Genomic DNA, 19,909 nt, shown 5'->3' on the forward strand with positions numbered 1-19,909 from the left:
TGGTAATCTACCAAAACACTGTGTATAAAGCGGCTAAAACCGATAAAATAATTAGTGCGCCAACCATAAAACTTGGTGCCATTTTAAACATTTTAGTATCAACTTCAAGACCATTGGTTTGAACGCCTTTTTTGGTTTCATAGATACTAATAAAATACATTCCGATAACGCAGATTAAGAACACAAATCCCATCCTGTCAATAAACGGAATTTCAAAAACACCATCGGCATTTGGCACTGCAAAACCGATTGGGTTTAGGAACGATAAATCAACAAACGCTGGCATGAATTTGAAAATAATGGAAAGGATAAATCCGCCAATGGTTGCAAATAAAGCCGCATTGGAAGTAGTTTTTTTCCAAAAGAAACCTAAAATAAACATGGCAAAAACACCTGGACTTACAAATCCGGTATATTCTTGAATGTACTGAAAGCCACCTTTTTTGTCAATTCCTAAAAAGGGTGCAACCACAACGGCAATAATCATTGCGGTTATGATGGTTATTTTTCCAACGTTTACCAATTTCTTTTCGCTGGCTTCTGTATTCAGTTTTTCTTTATACACATCAAGTGTAAAAATGGTAGCAATACTATTGGCTTTTCCAGCTAAAGAAGCTACAACCGCGGCAGTCAATGCTGCAAAAGACAATCCTTTTAACCCAACAGGCAATAAATTCAGCAAAATAGGATAGGCTCTATCGGGATTTACACTTCCGTCTTGGAGCATTTCGGTTTGAAAATGTCCGTTTTGATAAAGTACAAAAGCGGCTATTCCGGGTAAAACGACAATAATTGGCATTAATAATTTTAAGAAAGCTGCAAATAAAATACCGCTACGCGCTGTTTTTAAATCGGCACCCAAAGCGCGTTGTGTAATGTATTGATTGCATCCAAAATAATTCAAATTGATGATTAACATTCCGCCAATTAATACCGAAAGCCCGGGTAAATCCATATAATTATCATTCGATTTATCAAAAATCATGTGAAAATGATCATCTGCTTTTTCTCGCATTAAGTTAAATCCATTAATTACACCTTCCGAACCAAATTCAGTTGCGACTAAATTCAATGCTAAATACGTCGTTACCAATCCGCCAAGAATTAGAAAAACCACCTGAATAACATCGGTATAACCAATTACTTTCATTCCGCCAAGGGTAATCATAATGGCAAAAAAGGCTAAGAAAATCATACAAAAAGTAATATTCAATCCCGAAATACTGCTGATGGCTAAAGCACCTAAATAGAGTATTGACGTTAGGTTTACTAGAACGTAAAGCAACAACCAAAACACCGCCATAATCATCGCTACATTGCCGTTGTACCTTTGTTTTAGGTATTGTGGCATGGTGAAAATCTTGTTCTTCAGATAAACCGGCATAAAAAATACCGCGACCAAAATAAGCGTTAATGCCGCCATCCATTCGTAAGTTGCAATGGCCAATCCCATTTTGAAACCGCTTCCGCTCATTCCGATAAATTGTTCAGCACTGATGTTACTTGCGATAAGCGAAGCACCAATTGCCCACCAAGTGAGCGAACCTTCAGCAAGAAAATAATCATTACTGGATGTTTGCTCTTTCTTTTTTCGGTTGTAAATCCATAATCCATAACCAACAATGATTATGAAATACAGGAAGAAAACTATATAATCGCTGGTTGCTAAAGTTTGCATATTATTGGTTTTTGGTTTTATAGTGAACGTTTGGTAATTCTCTTAAAATCTTCGCGCTTTGTTCAGGTGAAATATCGCGTTGTGCTTCGCCTAGCATTTCATAACCTACCATAAATTTCTTTACTGTGGCACTTCGCAATAATGGCGGATAAAAATGCATGTGAAAATGCCACTCTGGATGCGACACTCTATCGGTTGGTGCTTGATGAATTCCAGACGAATAAGGAAAAGAAGTGTTGAAAAGATTATCGTATTTGACGGTTATGGCTTTTATCATTTCGGCGAAAGCCGTTGTTTCTGCTGCCGTCATAGCGATGATACTTCCAAAATGTCTTTTACTAATAATCATCGTTTCATAAGGCCAAGTTGCCCAAAAAGGAACCACAACCGCAAAATGATTGTTCTCGACAACCACTCTTTCGCCTGATTTCAATTCTTGGTCCAAATAGTCTTTTAGTAAACTGGTTTTGTTTTTGTCGTAGTACGCTCGGAGGTTTTTTTGCGTTTTCTCTACTTGCGTTGGCAGTGACGATTGCGCCCAAATTTGTCCGTGTGGATGTGGATTGCTACAACCCATAACACTTCCTTTGTTTTCAAATATTTGAACGTAATTGATAAAATCTTGATTGCCTAACTCGATGTATTGTTCTGCCCAAGTTTGCACGACTTTTTCAATATCGGAAACTTCCATTTCTGGCAAAGTCAAATTGTGTTTTGGTGAAAAGCAAATCACTTTGTTAATGCCTCGTTCGGGTTTTAGTTGAAACAGTGATTTGTTTTTGGATTCGTATAAAACATCGTCTTTTAGTAACGCCGAAAAGTCATTTTCGAAGACATAACTGTTGGTGTAGTCTTCGTTTTTTATACCATTGGCACGAACATTTCCAGCGCATAAATAACAGGTTTCGTCGTGCTCTGGTCTATTGTCTTCAGGAAGGGTTTCGTTTTGTCCTTGCCATGGTCGTTTGGCGCGATGTGGTGAAACTAATATCCATTCGTCTAGTAACGGATTGTATCTTCGGTGTGGATGTTCGTTATGATTGAAGTGTTGCATAATTTTAGTTTTAAACCTGACAGGTTTCGAAAACCTGTCAGGTTTAATTATTACTTGTATTCTGTTGTTCCTTTTGAGATTTTGACTTTGTATGCTTTTAATTCGATGCCAAAAGTAGTTCGGTATTGTTCTGAAATCTTTTCGATTAATTCTTTTTCTGAACCTTTTTCGACTAAATTTATGGAACAACCACCAAATCCTCCGCCCATCATTCGTGCGCCTATAACCGGAGTTTCATTAGCTACAGCATCAACTAAAAAATCCAATTCCTCGCAACTTACTTCATATTCTTTGGACAAACCGTGATGTGTTTCGGTCATTAACTTTCCTAATTGTACAAAATCATCATTGGATAAGGCTTTAACAGCATCTTGCACTCGTTTTATTTCTTTGACTACAAAACGACATCGCTTGTATAGTATTTCTCCTAATTCTTCTTTCAATCCCAAAAGCATGATTTCTGTACAATCACGAAACGTTTTTACTTCTGGGAAATGCGTTTTTATAATTGCCAATCCTTGTTCCACTTCGTTTCTTCTATCGTTGTATCCCGAAGTTAAGTGCGTATGTTTTACACAACTATCCAATAAAAGTAAGGAATATTTTTTGAAATCGGCTTTATGATATTCATATTCTAAGGTGTTGCAATCCAGTTTAATTACATGATTTTTTTTGCCAAAAACAGAAGCAAATTGGTCCATAATACCGCAATTGACACCAACAAAAGTATGTTCTGATTTTTGACCGATGAGTGCAATTTCTTCTTTGGAAAGTCCTAAATCAAACAGTTTATTCATGATATAACCGATACCACATTCCAAAGCTGCCGATGAGGAAAGTCCTGCGCCCATTGGGATTGTACTGCTAAAAACGATGTTGACACCTTGCTGTAATCCTTTGCTTTTTAATTGATGTAAAACGCCAAGAACATAATTCACCCACATTTTGTCAATGGGTTTTAAGTCGTGGTTTAAGTCAAATTTATAGGCTTCGTTTAAATCTTTGGCAATAATGGCACATTCGGTTGTAGCATTTTTAGACACTGCAAAACAGATGTATTTGTTAATCGCCGCTGGCAAAACAAAACCATCGTTGTAATCGACGTGTTCGCCAATAATGTTTATCCTTCCCGGAGAAAGAAAAATGTGTTCTGGTGCTTTTTGAAATGTTTTTTCAAAAAAAGCAGTGGTATGTTGGATTAGTTTTTTCTTCATTTTATGCTGAATTTATTTCAGTATCTATTTACTTTGATTGATAACAACAGAGGTAGAATTCAATCCATTTGATTTTACTTCTAACTTCAAATCTCCAACCGTTTTCCCTGCTTGAATAATTACTTGACATTTTCCGTTGAAAGCACTACGTTGCCATGCACCATCAACACATTTGTCAGCTTCATGTGAACTTGGATCACCATTTCCAACTCCAATAATTTTGGCATCGCCAGTTAATTTAAAATGAACCATATTGTTAGCATTTGGCACTTCACGACCTTTGTCATCCACTATTGAAATATTGACAACAGTTCCATCTTTACCATCGGCTAAAACTGTGGTTTTATCAGCAACGGCAACTACTTTTGTAGCGTGATTTGTAGTTTCTACTTTTGAAGTGATTTTTCTACCATCTTTATAAGCAACTGCTTCAAGCGTTCCAGGTTCATAGTTTACTTGCCATTTTAAATGACTGTTTCTTGGCATGGTTTTCTTCCCTAAAGTTTTTCCGTTAAGGAATAATTCAACATCATCGGCATTAGTATTTACCCAAACTTCAATAGGTTTACCCATTTTTTCTGACCAATTCCAATGGGGTGAAATGTGCAAAATATCTTCGTTTGTCCACCAACTTTTATAGTAGTAATAAATGTTTTTTGGGAAACCACAAACATCTAAAATTCCAAAATGCGAGCTGATGTTTGGCCATTTGTAAGGTGTTGGTTCACCGCGATAATCAAATCCTGTCCAAACAAAACCTCCAAGCCAGTAATCATTTTCAGCAGCCAATTTCCACCACGTTTCGGCTTTGCTTGCCCACCAAGGATGCGTGATGTCTTGGTCGGGAACGTAAGCTCTGATTTCATCTTTTTCATAAATTCCTCTGGTCGTTACTGTACTTCCCATTTCGGTTCCAAGCAAAGGTTGGTTGGGATGATCGCGATGATAATCGGCAACGGCAAATTCGCGATAATTGAATCCACGAATTGGAATAACTTCGTTTACGCCTTTGAATTCGTTAGCCATATCGGCAGCATAGGTTGAAGTTCTCGTTGGATCTAATTCCTCTTGAATGGCTAAAAGTGTTTGTGCAATTCGTTTTCCATACTCGTTTCCTTGGATGTTTTGTTCTTCATTTCCGATAGACCATAAAAAAACAGAAGCGTGATTTCTATCGCGTTTAATTAATCGTTTGAATTGGTCAATGTATTCTGGACTGCTGTTGAGCAAACGTTGTTCGTCAACCACTAACATTCCCAAACTATCGCAAGCTTCCAGAAGTTCTGGTGTTGGTGCGTTGTGACTTGCTCGATACGCATTGGAACCCATTTCTTTCAATAACTTTATACGATAATATTGCATAAAATCAGGAATGGCACTTCCAATTCCGGCGTGGTCTTGATGGTTGTTTGTTCCTTGAATTTTAAGATGTTTACCGTTTAAGAAAAATCCTTTTTTAGCATCAAATGTTACCGTTTTTATTCCGAAGCGAGTCTTGGTTTGGTGTACGATTTGATTGTTTTGTTTTACCACCGAAACAACTTTGTATAAATATGGATCTTCTAACGACCAAAGACGAGCGTTGTTGAGGTTAACTTTTTGTTTTACGGTTGTGTTTTTATTAATTCCTAAAGAAATTTTTTGTTCTGAAGTTTTACCTAAAATTTTTCCGTTTCTATCGGTAACATAAGCATAAACCGATGCGTTTGATGATTTTAAATTATTGTTTTGAACTGTAGTTTCAATGTTTACAACAGCATTTTTTCCTTTCACATCAGAATGTACAAAAACCCCATCATTAGGGATGAAAACTTTATCGGTTACATTCAACCAAACGTGGCGATAAATTCCGGCGCCTTCATAAAACCAACCTTCAGATTGTGTAGCATCAACACGAATGACAAAAACGTTATCGCCTTCAAAATTGATGTAATCGGTAATATCATAAGAATTGCCAACGTAACCGCTAAAATTAGTTCCGACATAAAATCCGTTAAACCAAATTTCGGCATTTCTGTAAATTCCGTCAAATTGAAGTTCGAAACGCTTTCCATCGTCTTTTTTATCAACTGAAAAATGTTTGCGATACCAACCAATACTCGTTTCTGGATAAGCACCGCCAACAGGTTTGTAACCGTGACTGTCCATTTCCACTTGGTCTGATTTTACAAAAGGAAGTTCGACAACCCAATCGTGTGGCACGTTGATTTTCTTCCAAGTAGTATCAACAAATTTTGGATTTACAATGGTCGTTGCAAACACATTTGACTTATGAAGCAAGGCTGTTTTTCCATAATCGAAATCTTTGGAAACATCGGCAGCATTTCCAAAATGAAATCTCCAATCTTCGTCTAGACTGATTTTCTTTTGTGAATTTGCTTGAAATCCAACGAATAAAAAAGAAATTAGAAAAGCGATTTTTGTTGGATGAAATATTGAAATTTTAGTCATAGTTTTTATTTTTTGCCACAGATTTTCAGAGATTGTTTTATTCTTTAAAAGCATCTAAAGCAGGAGAAGGCTTTCCGTTGGCTTGCCATGCACTTAATGCATAATGGCTCCAACTTCTTGCACCTTGTGGTTCCCAATACATTACGCCTAAACCACGATTATTTGGCACTTTTTTGACGGCTTCAATAGTAGCTTTCAATAGTTCATAGGTGTTTTGAACTTTATCGTCCTCGCCTCCAACTTCTACAATCATCACGTCTTTATTGTAGCGTTTTACCATATCATTTAAGTTGAATTCTAAATCGGCGATGGTTTCTGAATAATCTTTTTTAATCCAATACGGATAATACGATAATCCGATGATGTCATAACGTACTTTTTGAGCTGTAGCATTGTCGAAGAATGTTCTGAATTTTGCGTTGTTGTTTCCTTCATCAACATGAACAATCACTTTGATGTTTTGGTCCACAGCTTTGACTGCATCGTAACCTTTATTTAGTAATTGTCCGAGTTGTTTCCAGTTGTCTGTACTTCCATCTGGCCAAAGCATTCCACCAGGAATTTCGTTACCTACTTGCACCCATTCTGGTGTTACGCCTGCTTTTTTTAGAGACGAAATCACATCAAAAGTATGGTTGTAAACATCGTCCAAAAGTTCTGGAAACGAGTGTTTTTCCCAAGCTTTTGGTTTGAATTGCTTGGCAGGATCAGCCCACGAGTCGGAATAATGGAAATTAATCATAACTCGCATTCCCATTTTTTGCGCACGCAATGCCATGATGATGGTTTCTTCTTTGCTACAATGTCCGCTAGCTTTGTCGTCATTTGGATTTACCCAAACACGAAGGCGAATGGAGTTCATTCCTCTGTCTTTTAGCAATTGTAAACAATCGGTTTCTTTGCCATCTGTGTCGTAAAATTTATAACCTGTGGCTTCCATTTGAGGCAACCAACCTACGTCAGCACCTTTTGAAAAAACACTTTGAGCTGTTGCCATACTGAAATGGAATATTGAAAGTACTATTGCCCATTTTAATGACAAAACGTATTGATTTGTTCTCATACTTATTCTTTGCTAAATGCTTCCATCACTGGAAGTGCGTTAAAATTAAAATCCCAAAGTGCTTGGTTTTCCCACGAAGAACCGTTCGTAGATTCTGTTCCACGAAAAGCTACCCATTCTGAACCCCAATAGCAAAAACCAATACCATTAGTAGTTTCTTTTACAAGATTTTTTATTGCCGAAAGATAACTTTTTTGACCTGCTGGAGTTGCAGGATAAGTAGTAATTAGTTGGCTTTCTAAACCCATAATGTTGTTTGTCCAATCGTTCCAATCGAGTGTAAATGGATAAGCAGTTTCGGCAATAATTACTTTTTTATTGTGCGTTGCGCTTAACGAGTTGATGGTGTTTTTTACGACATTCAAATCTTTTCCGTGCCAAATTGGATAGTATGACAAGCCAATGTAATCATAATCCACATTGGCTACTTTATTAAAAAACCAATCAGAACCCGAAGTTCCAGCGTAATGCAGCATGATTTTGGTAGATGAAGATTTACTTCTAATAGCAGAACTTGCCGCGGACACTAGCTGTAAAAATTGACTTTCATTGGTAGTAATTTTGCCTTCTGGCCAAAGCATACCATCGTTAGTTTCGTTGCCGATTTGGATAATATCTGGATTGATTTCGGTCATGATTTGCGTGGTATAGTTAGCCACTTCCGTTATTAAATTGGTGAAATTCAAACTAGCCCATTCTGCTGGTTTTTCTTGATTAGCTGGATCAGCCCAAGTATCCGAGTAGTGAACGGTAAGCCAAACTTTCATTCCAGCTTGTTTTACTCTTTGTGCAAAAGTTTTTACTTCGTTAAACCCAGAGTGTGTATCGGCTGGATTTTTCCAAAGACGAATTCTGATGGCGTTGCAACCTGCATTTTTTAGTGTTGTTAATGCGTTTTCTGAAACATTATTGTTTTTATAAACAGTTCCTTCGCTTTCTATCAAAGGTAAGTAGGACATGTCTGCCGCTCGAATAAAGTTGTCTTCAACAATTGGTTCTGTTTCGTCCTTGCTGTCTGAAGAGCAAGAAAATAACGAAATTGTTAAAAGTAATAGAATTAAATTTTTCATAGCGTTTCAAATTTGAATAGTGTTTGGTGAAAATATTTTTCGTCTTTTCGCAACGTTGCATTTGGAAAATGGGAATGATTTGGCGCATCGGGGAAATTTTGCGTTTCAAAACAAATACCGCTTTTGGTGTTGTAATCGATATTGTTTTTTCCTTTGATTTGATTGAAACAATTGCCGCCAATGTAGATATGAACCGCAGGTTGATTGGAAAAAACGGTCATTTTTATATTGGATGTTTCACTTAATAAACAGCCAACTTCATTTTCTTTGGATACAAATGTGGTATCGATAATTTCTGGACAATTTTTAAAATCACTAAAATCAAAAGCATGATTTTCTAGCGGAATAAAATTTCCTGTTGGGATTTGCTCTTCGTTAGTTTCTAAAATTAATTTAGAATTTATTTTCAATTTATGATTGAGAATATCGCTTGAATTTCCGTCAAGATTAAAGTAACTATGTTGCGTTAAATTGATGATAGTATCTTCGGTAGTTGTTGCTAAAAAAGTAATTTTTAATTCATTATTTTCGGTTAAAAGATAAGTAACTTGAACTTTTAGTTCACCAGGATAATTATCTTCCAATGCAAAACTGGTGTGTTCAAAACAAAGCGAATTTTGTTCCTGTTTTATCATTCTCCAAACCGCTTTACTCATTCCTTTTTTTCCACCATGTAGATGATTATTTCCATGATTTTTTTCTAATTGATAGTTTTTTTCAACAATAGAAAAGCTTCCATTATTAATACGTCCAGCAAATCGACCAACGACAGTTCCAAAATATGGCGCGCTTGGCAAATTAAACGAATTGACATAATCTTCGAGTGTTTCAAAACCCAAAACCACATCTGTTTTTTCACCATTTGGCATCGGGATTTGTAACGATGTAATTGTGGCGCCAAAATCAATTACGGTCAATTCCATTCCTTTTGAATTGCGAATGGTGTGACTAAACACTTCTTTTACTTCCGTTATAAATCCGAATGATTTCGTATTTAATGTAGGTTCAATTTGTGAATAATTATTTTTTATCATCACTTTTTTATAAATCTGGCAATAAAAGTATAAAACAATTACAATCAACCATACTACTACCTACCAGTTTATTCGTATCTTGCCACCAGTTATATCGATTTCGTAATAGGAATAATAATTGAGAAGATGAAAATAATTTCGATAAATCCACAGTCTAATCAGCCGAAGTACAAGCAAATAGTACTTTCGGTAGAAATTGCCATAGCTGAAAAAAGGTTGCAGCGCAACGACAAATTGCCATCGGTGAATAAAGTAAGTTTAGAGTTCTCCATTTCGCGAGATACGGTTTTATTGGCGTATGAAGAATTAAAAAAACGCGGTATTATTTATGCCATTTTGGGGAAAGGATATTATGTAAAAAGTGTGGAATTTAGTTTTGAACAACGTATATTTTTGCTTTTTGATGAGCTGAATGCTTTTAAAGAAGATATTTATAATTCGTTTTTGGAAGTGATGGACAACAAGGCACAAATTGATATTTTCTTTCATCATTTTAATATAGACATGTTCAAAAAATTGATTAATGAAAGTAACGGAAACTATTCAAAATACATTATTATGCCAACCAATTTGGTCGATGCCGCAAAGGTTATAAAAACGTTGCCCAAACAAGATGTTTACATTTTAGATCAAACTAATAATGACTTAAATGATTATCCATCGGTTCATCAAAATTTTATTGAAGACATGCAAAATGGTTTGATGAAAGGAAAATCACTTCTCGAAAAATACAGAAAATTGATTTTGATTTTTCCTGGTAACAAAGAACCGGTTGGTATGGTTGATGGATTTCGACTTTTTTGCACACAAAACAATTTTAATCATCAAGTTATTACTTCATTTGAAGAGCAAATTATCCATAAAGGAGATGTTTTTATTATTCCAACCGATAGGCATTTGGTTGATGTAATTGAGCAATCTAAGAAGCAAAATTTACAAATTGGGAAAGATTTTGGCATCATTTCGTATAACGATACTCCGTTAAAAAAAGTAGTTGAAAATGGGATTACCACTATTTCAACTGATTTTAAAATAATGGGGAAAACGCTTGCCGAAATGTTGCTTCATTCGAAGAAAGAGCAAATAAAAAACCCATCGGATTTAATTATTCGACATTCGTTATAAATTAAAAAGCACAACGTAATGGTTGTGCTTTTCGTTTACTTTCAAAAAATGTTACCAAATTTTAACTCGTTTTTCTGGAGCTAAATATAATTTATTCGTTGGTTTTACGTCAAAAGCTTCGTAGAATTCAGGAATGTTACGAACGGTTCCGTTCACACGAAAACGCGCTGGTGAATGTGGATCAGAATTGATTTGGTTACGCAATGCTTCGTCACGTGATTTTTCTTTCCAAACTTGTCCCCAACCTAAGAATACACGTTGAATTCCGGTGTAACCATCAAGAACTGGAGCTTCTTTTCCGTTTAATGATGCTTTGTAGGCTTTTAATGCGATGCTTAATCCGCCTAAATCTCCAATATTTTCACCTAAAGTAAATTCGCCATTTACATGTAAACCTGGTAACGCTTCAAAGCTGTTGTATTGCTCGATTAGCGCGCTAGTTTTTGCTTTGAAAGCGGTAAGGTCTTTTTCAGTCCACCAGTTTCTCATTACGCCATCGCCATCGAAAGTACTTCCTTGGTCGTCAAACCCGTGACCGATTTCGTGACCGATAACCGCTCCAATACCACCATAGTTTACCGCATCATCGGCATTCAAATCGAAGAAAGGCGGTTGTAAAATAGCGGCTGGAAACACGATTTCGTTTACTGTTGGGTTGTAGTAAGCGTTTACGGTTTGCGGAGTCATTCCCCATTCGGTTTTATCTACTGGTTTTCCTAGTTTTTCTAAGTTACGCTTGTATTCAAATTCTCCCGCACGTTGAATGTTCCCAAACAAGTCGTTTTTATTGATTTTAACGCTACTATAGTCTTTCCATTTGTCAGGATAACCAATTTTAACGATGAATTTATCTACTTTTTTCAACGCTTCTTTTTTGGTGTCTTCACTCATCCAGTCGAGTTTTTTGATGCTTTCACCATAAGCTTTCAGGAGATTTTTAACCATAACGGTCATTTTTTCTTTGGCTTCTGGCTTGAAATGTTTTTCTACATATAGTTTTCCAATCATTTCACCTAAGCCATTGCTCACTGTTGATACTGCGCGTTTCCAGTCTTCGCGTTGTTTTTCTGTCCCGTTGAGAATTTTTCCATTAAATTCAAATTGTTGGTTGTCTAATTCCGTGGTTAAATAGGCAGAAGTAGCATTAATTACGCTCCATTTTAGGAATGTTTTCCAAGTGTCGATAGGTGTTTTTTGGATAATTCCATCAAGATTTTTTTGAAAATTCACTTGAGCAATAATGGCTGATTTCTCTTTTCCAACACCAGCTTTTTCCATCATAGCTGCCCAATTGAAATTTGGCATCAATGTTTTAAAATCTTCCACTTTATAAGGATTGTACAACTTTGTCATGTCGCGGTTGTCTTCTTTGCGTTGGTGAATTTTAGCGATTTCGGTTTCTAAAGCAAAGATTTTAGCTGCATTTTCATCTGGATTTTCAATGCCAGAAAGTTGTAGCATTTTTTCCAAATGTGTTTTATAAGCCGTTCTAATTTTGACCATTGCTGCATCATTAGAAAGATAATAATCTCTGTCTGGTAACGAAATTCCGCCTTGCCAAGTTACTAATGAGTATTTGTTTGGATCTTTGAAGTCATTGTAAACCGAAAATTGAAAAGGAATGTTGTATCCGTTTCTATTAGCATAACCAAAATAACTCGCTAAACTGTTGTAATCGGTAATCGCATCGATGGCAACGAACTCATTTTGAAGAGGTTTTAACCCAATAGCATCGCGACCTTTTCTGTCCATATAAGAAGCGAAGAAATCGCCAATTTTTTGTGCATCAGAACCTTCTGCATTATTGCCTTTTGCAGCTTCTTCGATGATGGCTTTTACATCTTTTTCAGATTTGTCCAATAGCATGTCAAATGCGCCATAGGATGACTTATCTGCTGGAATTTTTGTGTTTTTGCTCCAAGTTCCGTTTACATAAGCATCAAAGTCATCGCCAGGATTTACAAGAGTATCCATGTCTTTTTTGGAAATTCCCGATGCTATTTCTTTTTGGTTACAACTGCTTATTACCAAGCAAAATGTAGCCATTGATAGAATAGATTTTTTCATTGAAGTTTGTTTTTGAATTAGCTCAGATAATTAATCTTTTAAAGATAGTAGTAGTGAAAAGTATAAAAGTGTTACATTTACTTTTCAATTTTTAATATGAAAAATCAAGATATAAAAATTCTCCATATAGACAATAATCATCCATTACTTTGGGAGCAATTGGAACAAACGGGTTTTCAAAACGAAGCTGATTTTACTTCTTCTAAAGCAGAAATTGAAGAAAAAATCAATGAATATCATGGAATCGTTATTCGCAGTCGATTTAAAATTGACAAAACATTTATCGACAAAGCGGTTAATTTGAAATTTATAGCTCGTGTTGGTGCTGGATTGGAAAGTATTGATTGTGAATATGCCGAAGCTAAAAACATTCACCTTATTGCCGCACCAGAAGGCAATCGAAATGCAGTAGGCGAACATGCCTTGGGAATGTTGCTATCGTTGATGAACAAATTAAATCGAGCCGATAAGTTAGTTCGTGAAGGTAAATGGATTCGTGAAGGTAATCGTGGCTATGAACTGGAAGGAAAAACGATTGGAATTATTGGTTATGGTAACATGGGTAAATCATTTGCCAAAAAATTAAAAGGATTTGATGTAAAAGTTCTATGTTATGATATACAAGATAATGTATCTGATGAAAATGCCAAACAAGTTTCGTTAACTGAATTACAACAAAAAAGTGACGTGTTGAGTTTGCATATTCCATGGACTCCTGAAACCGATAAAATGATCAATTCGGAGTTTATCAATCAATTTGCAAAATCGTTTTGGTTCATCAATACTTCTCGAGGCAAAAATGTAGTAACTGATGATTTAGTTGATGCATTGCAATCAGGAAAAGTTCTTGGTGCTGGACTAGATGTTTTGGAATATGAAAAACTTTCGTTTGAAAATCTTTTTATTGATACTGAAAAACCTAAAGCATTTGAGTATTTGCTTCAAGCCGAAAACGTATTGTTAACGCCACATATTGCGGGTTGGACATTTGAAAGTCACGAAAAATTAGCGCAGACTATAGTAGATAAAATTATTTCATTCTCGAATAAGTTGTAATAAAAATAGTTTTAAAATATCAGAATTTTATATATTCGTATCAACTAATCAAAAAAAAACAAAGAACAAATGGAAGTAACTCGACCAAACGAAGATTGGAATAATCCAAAACCTCAGCAAGAAAATAAAAAAGTTGTTGCTGGAATTTTTGCCTTATTATTAGGTTCATTAGGAATTCATAAATTTTATTTAGGATACACAACTGAAGGTATTATACAAATTGTTATTAGTATTGTAACTTGTGGAATTGGAGGAATTATTCCTTTTGTTGAAGGAATTCTTTATTTAGTAAAAAGTGATGAAGAATTTTATCAAACTTATCAAGTAGGCAAAAAAGGTTGGTTTTAGTTCTCTAAATAAATTATATGAATTGGTACAAAAAAGTAGTTTTTGAGAATTATGCTAATTTCAATGGCAGAGCAAGACGTTCAGAATATTGGTATTTTATATTGTTTAATGCTTTATTTTCATTAGCATTAACAATCATAGACGATTTGTTAGGAATTAATTTTGGATCTGCTGAGTCTGGAATTTTAAGTACAATATATAGTTTAGCTGTTTTCATTCCATCATTAGCAGTTTCCGTTAGACGTTTGCACGATATAGGAAAAAGTGGTTGGTTATTATTAATTGCTTATGGCTCAATTATATTTTTAGCCGCTTTACTACTTTTAGGAAGTTTTATGCATGCTTTTGATTCGTCTCCCTTCATAATAATATTTGCACTTTTGATAATTGCGGTTGCCATTTGGTTATTAATACTGTTTTGTACCGAAGGTGATGATTTTACTAACAAATATGGTCCCGATCCAAAAGCTTTTAACGAAGAGATTGACGAAATAGGAAATGAATAAATAAAACAAAAGCTCCAAAAAATTGAATTTTGGAGTTTTTTTTATAGTATTGTTTTTTTGAATTATTGCTTTTCTTTCTTTTCCAGTTCCGCCTGAAATTCTTCCATTACAGGTTTCATCGTGCTTTCGGGTAAATCAGCAATGCGGATGTACATTAATCCATCAACCGAATTGTTAAACATTGGATCAACATTAAACGCAACCACGCGCGCATTTTGTTTGATATACTTTTTAATCAAAACCGGTAAACGCAAACTTCCTGGTTCAATTTCGTCAATAATTTTGTCAAATTTATTCAAATCGGCTTCCGTTTCATTGAATAGAAAATCTTTATCGGCATCTTTTAGTTTTACCTTAAATTCTTTCTTTGGATGAATATATTGCGCTACATAAGGATCATAATAATGTGATTTCATGAACTCAATCATCAGCGATTTAGAAAAATCGGTAAATTGATTACTAATACTAACGCCGCCAATTAAATATTTATGTTCCGGATGACGTAATGTGGTATGAACAATTCCTTTCCAAAGCAAAAACAACGGCATCGGTTTTTGTTGGTATTCTTTGATGATAAAAGCTCTACCCATTTCGATAGATTTTGACATCATATCATATAATTCGGGTTCAAAACGGAACAAATCTTGAAGATAAAATCCTTCTATTCCATATTTTGGATAAATCTCCGAACCCAATCCCATGCGATAAGCACCAGCAATTACTTGTGCATCATCATCCCAAAGAAACATGTGATGGTAATATTGGTCATATTGATCCAAGTCTATCGATTCATTTGTTCCTTCGCCAACTTCTCTAAATGTAATTTCTCTTAAACGACCAATTTCGTGCAGAATATTTGGAATTTTATCTGCCGAAACAAAATATACTTGATAATTTTTGCTTTGCGTTAATCGATAATCGCCTTTTTTTAGTTCTTCAATTTCTTTCAGAATTTCCTCGTGATTAGCAGGTTTTACAATCTGTTTAGGAGGTTTTGGCGCTTTTAAATTTAAGTTTACTGGATTGAGCAATTTGCTATCTTCATCGTCAAATGAATTAGCAAGCATATAGGTTTTTTTTCTTAAAAACTCTGAATATTCTTCAATACTTTGATGCTCGTTTTGTTCAGCAACTGAAATAGGTTTTCCAATTCTAACCTTAATCACTCTATCTTTTTGCGTCAACAATTCCGAAGGTAATTTAGCCGTTCGAAGTGTGTCATCAATTTTAGAGAGAAAATAAAAAAGTTTACTGTTTTTAGCATGAAAATAAATCGGAACAACTGGAACTTGCGCTTTTCTAATTACTTTTATTGCGCCTTCTTCCCAAGGTTTATCGACCATTAATTTTCCGTCTTTATAAGTAGAAACTTCGCCAGCAGGAAACATTCCAAGTGGTTTTCCATCGCTCAAATGGCGGAGCGTTTCCTTAATTCCAATCACGCTTGATTTTGCATCTTTATGATTTTCAAACGGATTAACTGGCATTATATACGGTTTCATCGGCTCAATTCTATGCAATAAGAAATTAGCAATTATTTTAAAATTGGGTTCTCTTTCTAGCATTAATTTCAACAATAAAATACCGTCAATTCCACCAAGCGGATGATTGGAAACTGTGATGTAAGCGCCATCTTTGGGTAAACGTTTTAAATCTTCTTCGGGAATCTCAAATTTTATTTGGAATTCGTCAAGAATAGCATTGAGAAATTCTACTTCACTGAGGTGTTTATTTCTATCGTAGATTTTATTTAAAGTGGAAATTTTGAGTACTTTCATCAATAGCCAGCCAGAAAAAGTCCCGAAAATTCCATATTTATCAGCGTTTATTGCTTTTGCAACTTCTTTAGCAGTGACTAAACCCATGTTTTGTTTTTATTGTTTTGAGCAAGAAACAAAGATAATAATTCTATTCAAACAGCATCAGTAAATTGTTAGAATTGCAATTTAATTTTATGGTGATAAGTTTGTTGAAAAAGTTACTAAATTTTAGCATTTGTTTTAGTTATTTTTAGGGAAATTTGAAACATGAAGATAATTTCTTATAACGTAAACGGAATTCGAGCCGCGATTACCAAAGGTTTTCTCGATTGGCTACAACAAGCAAATCCCGATGTAATTTGCTTGCAAGAAATAAAAGCCACTGAAGATCAAATTCCTGTGATGGAAATTCAATTGGCAGGTTATCCGTATCAATATTATTTTTCGGCACAAAAAAAAGGATATTCTGGAGTTGCAATTTTGTCAAAAATTGAACCCAAAAATATCGTTTTTGGAACCGGAATTGAACACATGGATTTTGAAGGAAGAAATCTAAGAGTTGATTTTGATGATGTTTCGGTGATGAGTTTGTACTTACCATCGGGAACCAATATCGATAGATTAGACCATAAATTCAAGTATATGGATGATTTTCAGATTTATGTAGATAATTTGAAAAAAGAAATTCCAAATCTTATTATTTGTGGCGATTATAATATTTGTCATGAAGCCATTGATATTCATGATCCAATTCGAAATAAAACGGTTTCAGGATTTTTGCCCGAAGAACGAGCTTGGCTGGATGCATTTATGAAAAGTGGTTTTGTAGATACGTTTCGATTTTTTAACAAAGAACCAAACCATTATAGTTGGTGGAGTTATCGTGCCAATGCTAGAGAAAATAATAAAGGTTGGCGAATTGACTATTGTTTAGCTGCCGAAAACATGAAAGAACGCTTGAAAAGAGCTGTAATTTTGCCCGAAGCTAAGCATTCTGACCATTGTCCGGTTTTGGTAGAAATTGATTAAAAACCCCAAATTAGTAATTATAAAAAGAACAAAATGATTAAAAAAACAGTCTTGTTGACATTGCTTTTAGCATCGATGTCGTCGTGTGTTTCCAAAAAAATCTACAATGATTTAGAAAACAAATACACCGATTTGAAGAAAGAAAATCACAATTTAACCGATGAAAATGAAGAGCTAAAAAAAGCTAAAAATTTATTGGAAACCGATAAAGCTTCACTTGAATCAGAATTAGCAAAATTGAAAGCCGAACGCGATAAATTGCAAACTGATTGTGCTGCCACAGCAAATAATTTGAAAACATTACAAGCTTCATATAATGCATTAGAGAAAAACAGCAACGATGCATTGGAAAGTAATATGAACAAAAACCGTGAGCTTTTGGCACAATTAGATGCCAAAGAAAAAGCATTGGCAGCAGAACAAAATCGCTTAAACAAACTTCGTTCAGAATTAGAATCAAGTTCAAAACGATTAAACGAATTAGAAAGCATGATTGCGGCCAAAGATGCAGCCATGAACAAATTGAAAGAAACCTTATCAAAAGCGTTGAATGCCTTTGAAGGAAAAGGTTTGACAGTGGAACATAAAAACGGGAAAGTATATGTTTCTATGGAAAATAAATTGTTGTTCCAAACCGGAAGTTGGGCTGTTGGTACCGAAGGTAGAAAAGCCGTTGTTGAAGTTGGAAAAGTTTTGGCACAAAATCCAGATATTACTGTTTTAATCGAAGGTCATACTGATAACGACAAAATTCTTGGAAACATTGGTGGCGGAATTGAAAACAACTGGGATTTATCAACTAAAAGAGCAACCGCAATTGTAAATATTCTAGCCGAAAACAGCGGAATTAATAAACAAAATTTAACGGCTGCTGGTCGTGGCGAATATGCACCAATTAAAGGAAATGATACCAGCGAAGGAAAGGCTAAAAACAGAAGAATTGAAATTATCCTAACACCAAAATTGGACGAAATTTCAAAACTTTTGAATGAGTTTTAATTTGAAAAGTTAATACCTGCAAGGTTTTTTTAACCTTGTAGGTATTGCCATAAAAAGGTTCCAAGATTTTTTTTGGAACTTTTTTTTATATAATTTGTTTCCAAAAAATCTGTTAATGAAAAAAGAAAAAGCGTTTAATGTTTTACTTTTGCACTTTCAAAATCTACTCCATTTAAAATGAATTACACCACTTTACCTCATTCTGATTTAAAAGTTAGTAAAATATGTCTCGGCACGATGACCTTTGGAAATCAAAATACCGAAGCTGAAGCTCACAGTCAATTGGATTATGCCGTAGAAAGAGGAATTAATTTTCTTGATACTGCCGAAATGTATCCAATTGGCGGAAATGCACAAATTTTTGGAAGTACCGAGCGTTTTATTGGAAGTTGGATTGCAAAAATTGGTGCTTCAGAAAGAGAGAAATTGATCATTGCCACTAAAATTGCCGGACCAAATCGCGGAATGGATTACATTAGACAACCGCTAGATTTTTCCAAAAAAAGCATTACCGAAGCGGTTGAATTAAGTTTAAAAAATCTACAAACCGATTATATCGATTTGTATCAAATGCATTGGCCGGAACGCAGAATGAATATGTTTGGTCAACGTGGTGTTTCAAAAATTGATACCCTTTGGCAAGAAAATTTCTTTGAAGTTTTGTCAATTTTTGATGGTTTAATCAATGAAGGAAAGATAAAACACATTGGCGTTTCCAATGAAAACCCTTATGGTGTAATGAAATTTATCAACGAAAGTGAAAAGCATAATTTGCCGAGAATTGTTTCCATTCAAAACCCATATTCGCTTTTAAACCGATTATTTGAAGTTGGTTTATCCGAAATTGCTATGCGTGAAAAAGTAGGTTTATTAGCTTATTCGCCATTAGGATTTGGTTTTTTGACCGGAAAACATTTAAACGGAATTCAATCGAATTCTCGATTAGGATTATTCCCAAATTTCATTCGATACACGAACGAAAACTGTTTCAAAGCAACTCAATTTTATAAAAAATTAGCCGATGATAACGGTTTAACATTGACCGAAATGGCTTTGGCTTTTGTACACCAACAAGATTTTGTTTCATCAACCATTATCGGAGCAACGACTTTGGAACAACTCAAAGAAAACATCGATGCCTTTGATATCACGTTATCAGATGATGTTGTGAAACAAATCAATGCCATTCAAGAAATTGTTCCAAATCCTGCGCCTTAAATTATTAAAACGTCAGTTCGAGTGTTTTTTGTGTAGAGAAACGAAACAAAAAATATATCGAGAACCTATTTTTAATGAAATTTTCCTTGTTCTCGATACGATTTTTTTCAAAAATCACTCCTTTAGATTTGTTTTAATAAATTTAGGTAAATTTAGAAAAGAGAAAAGTGTTTAAGTAAACTAACAATTACTCCGAGTAAAACTCATAGTTCGATTAAGACTTAAACACTTTTGTCA

At 34.8% G+C, this 19,909-nt stretch carries 16 protein-coding genes; 7 read left to right on the forward strand and 9 right to left on the reverse strand.

Going from position 1 to position 19,909, the window contains the following annotated elements:
* Positions 1-7 precede the first annotated feature (7 nt).
* The 7 genes from G6042_RS05965 to G6042_RS05995 are packed head-to-tail and all read right to left on the reverse strand — an operon-like array spanning position 8 to position 9,564.
* Positions 8-1,678 carry a sodium/sugar symporter gene (locus G6042_RS05965; RefSeq protein ID WP_169523389.1) on the reverse strand — a complete coding sequence of 557 codons (1,671 nt, stop codon included), beginning with the start codon at positions 1,676-1,678 and terminating at the stop codon, positions 8-10.
* 1 nt (position 1,679) lies between these two features.
* Positions 1,680-2,732, reverse strand: coding sequence for a UDP-glucose--hexose-1-phosphate uridylyltransferase (locus G6042_RS05970; protein ID WP_169523390.1), 1,053 nt, complete (start codon positions 2,730-2,732; stop codon positions 1,680-1,682).
* Between the two features lie 50 nt (positions 2,733-2,782).
* Positions 2,783-3,946 carry a galactokinase gene (gene galK / locus G6042_RS05975; RefSeq protein WP_169523391.1) on the reverse strand — a complete coding sequence of 388 codons (1,164 nt, stop codon included), beginning with the start codon at positions 3,944-3,946 and terminating at the stop codon, positions 2,783-2,785.
* A 24-nt stretch (positions 3,947-3,970) separates the two neighbouring features.
* Positions 3,971-6,397: a beta-galactosidase GalA gene (gene galA, locus G6042_RS05980; RefSeq protein ID WP_169523392.1), complete on the reverse strand. Its 2,427-nt coding sequence runs from the start codon at positions 6,395-6,397 to the stop codon at positions 3,971-3,973.
* A 37-nt stretch (positions 6,398-6,434) separates the two neighbouring features.
* Entirely contained in the window at positions 6,435-7,460 is a 1,026-nt protein-coding gene (locus tag G6042_RS05985; RefSeq protein WP_169523393.1) for a glycoside hydrolase family 53 protein, read from the reverse strand.
* Positions 7,461-7,462: 2 nt separating this feature from the next.
* On the reverse strand, positions 7,463-8,530 hold the full coding sequence (locus G6042_RS05990) for a glycoside hydrolase family 53 protein (RefSeq protein ID WP_169523394.1): 1,068 nt from the start codon (positions 8,528-8,530) through the stop codon (positions 7,463-7,465).
* A complete protein-coding gene (locus G6042_RS05995) occupies positions 8,527-9,564 on the reverse strand; it encodes an aldose epimerase family protein (protein ID WP_169523395.1) in 1,038 nt (345 codons plus the stop codon). The genes G6042_RS05990 and G6042_RS05995 overlap by 4 nt, the downstream gene beginning before the upstream one ends.
* Positions 9,565-9,690: 126 nt before the next feature.
* On the opposite strand from G6042_RS05995, the gene G6042_RS06000 reads away from it, so the two are divergent.
* Entirely contained in the window at positions 9,691-10,689 is a 999-nt protein-coding gene (locus G6042_RS06000) for a GntR family transcriptional regulator (RefSeq protein WP_169523396.1), read from the forward strand.
* Positions 10,690-10,740: 51 nt separating this feature from the next.
* Here the strand turns inward: G6042_RS06000 and G6042_RS06005 are convergent, their stop codons facing one another.
* On the reverse strand, positions 10,741-12,756 hold the full coding sequence (locus tag G6042_RS06005) for a M13 family metallopeptidase (RefSeq protein WP_169523397.1): 2,016 nt from the start codon (positions 12,754-12,756) through the stop codon (positions 10,741-10,743).
* Between the two features lie 96 nt (positions 12,757-12,852).
* On the opposite strand from G6042_RS06005, the gene G6042_RS06010 reads away from it, so the two are divergent.
* The 3 genes from G6042_RS06010 to G6042_RS06020 all read left to right on the forward strand — a co-directional run bounded on the left by G6042_RS06010 (position 12,853) and on the right by G6042_RS06020 (position 14,666).
* Positions 12,853-13,812: a 2-hydroxyacid dehydrogenase gene (locus G6042_RS06010; protein WP_169523398.1), complete on the forward strand. Its 960-nt coding sequence runs from the start codon at positions 12,853-12,855 to the stop codon at positions 13,810-13,812.
* A gap of 69 nt (positions 13,813-13,881) precedes the next feature.
* Positions 13,882-14,160, forward strand: a complete 279-nt coding sequence (locus G6042_RS06015) for a TM2 domain-containing protein (RefSeq protein WP_169523399.1) — start codon at positions 13,882-13,884, stop codon at positions 14,158-14,160.
* A 17-nt stretch (positions 14,161-14,177) separates the two neighbouring features.
* The gene (locus tag G6042_RS06020) at positions 14,178-14,666 is read left to right on the forward strand and encodes a DUF805 domain-containing protein (protein WP_169523400.1); all 489 of its coding nucleotides are present in this window, start codon (positions 14,178-14,180) and stop codon (positions 14,664-14,666) included.
* A 62-nt stretch (positions 14,667-14,728) separates the two neighbouring features.
* Here the strand turns inward: G6042_RS06020 and G6042_RS06025 are convergent, their stop codons facing one another.
* Positions 14,729-16,531: a GNAT family N-acyltransferase gene (locus G6042_RS06025; RefSeq protein ID WP_169523401.1), complete on the reverse strand. Its 1,803-nt coding sequence runs from the start codon at positions 16,529-16,531 to the stop codon at positions 14,729-14,731.
* A 162-nt stretch (positions 16,532-16,693) separates the two neighbouring features.
* Here G6042_RS06025 and G6042_RS06030 point away from each other — a divergent pair, with 162 nt between their 5' ends.
* The 3 genes from G6042_RS06030 (at position 16,694) to G6042_RS06040 (ending at position 19,672) form a co-directional block, all read left to right on the forward strand.
* Positions 16,694-17,455 (forward strand): exodeoxyribonuclease III, encoded by a 762-nt coding sequence (locus G6042_RS06030; RefSeq protein WP_169523402.1) that lies wholly within the window; start codon positions 16,694-16,696, stop codon positions 17,453-17,455.
* 33 nt (positions 17,456-17,488) lie between these two features.
* A complete protein-coding gene (locus G6042_RS06035) occupies positions 17,489-18,454 on the forward strand; it encodes an OmpA/MotB family protein (protein ID WP_169523403.1) in 966 nt (321 codons plus the stop codon).
* Between the two features lie 177 nt (positions 18,455-18,631).
* The gene (locus G6042_RS06040) at positions 18,632-19,672 is read left to right on the forward strand and encodes an aldo/keto reductase (protein ID WP_169523404.1); all 1,041 of its coding nucleotides are present in this window, start codon (positions 18,632-18,634) and stop codon (positions 19,670-19,672) included.
* Positions 19,673-19,909: the final 237 nt, after the last annotated feature.

This window comes from Flavobacterium solisilvae (assembly GCF_012911605.1).
In the GTDB taxonomy this organism is placed as follows: domain Bacteria; phylum Bacteroidota; class Bacteroidia; order Flavobacteriales; family Flavobacteriaceae; genus Flavobacterium; species Flavobacterium solisilvae.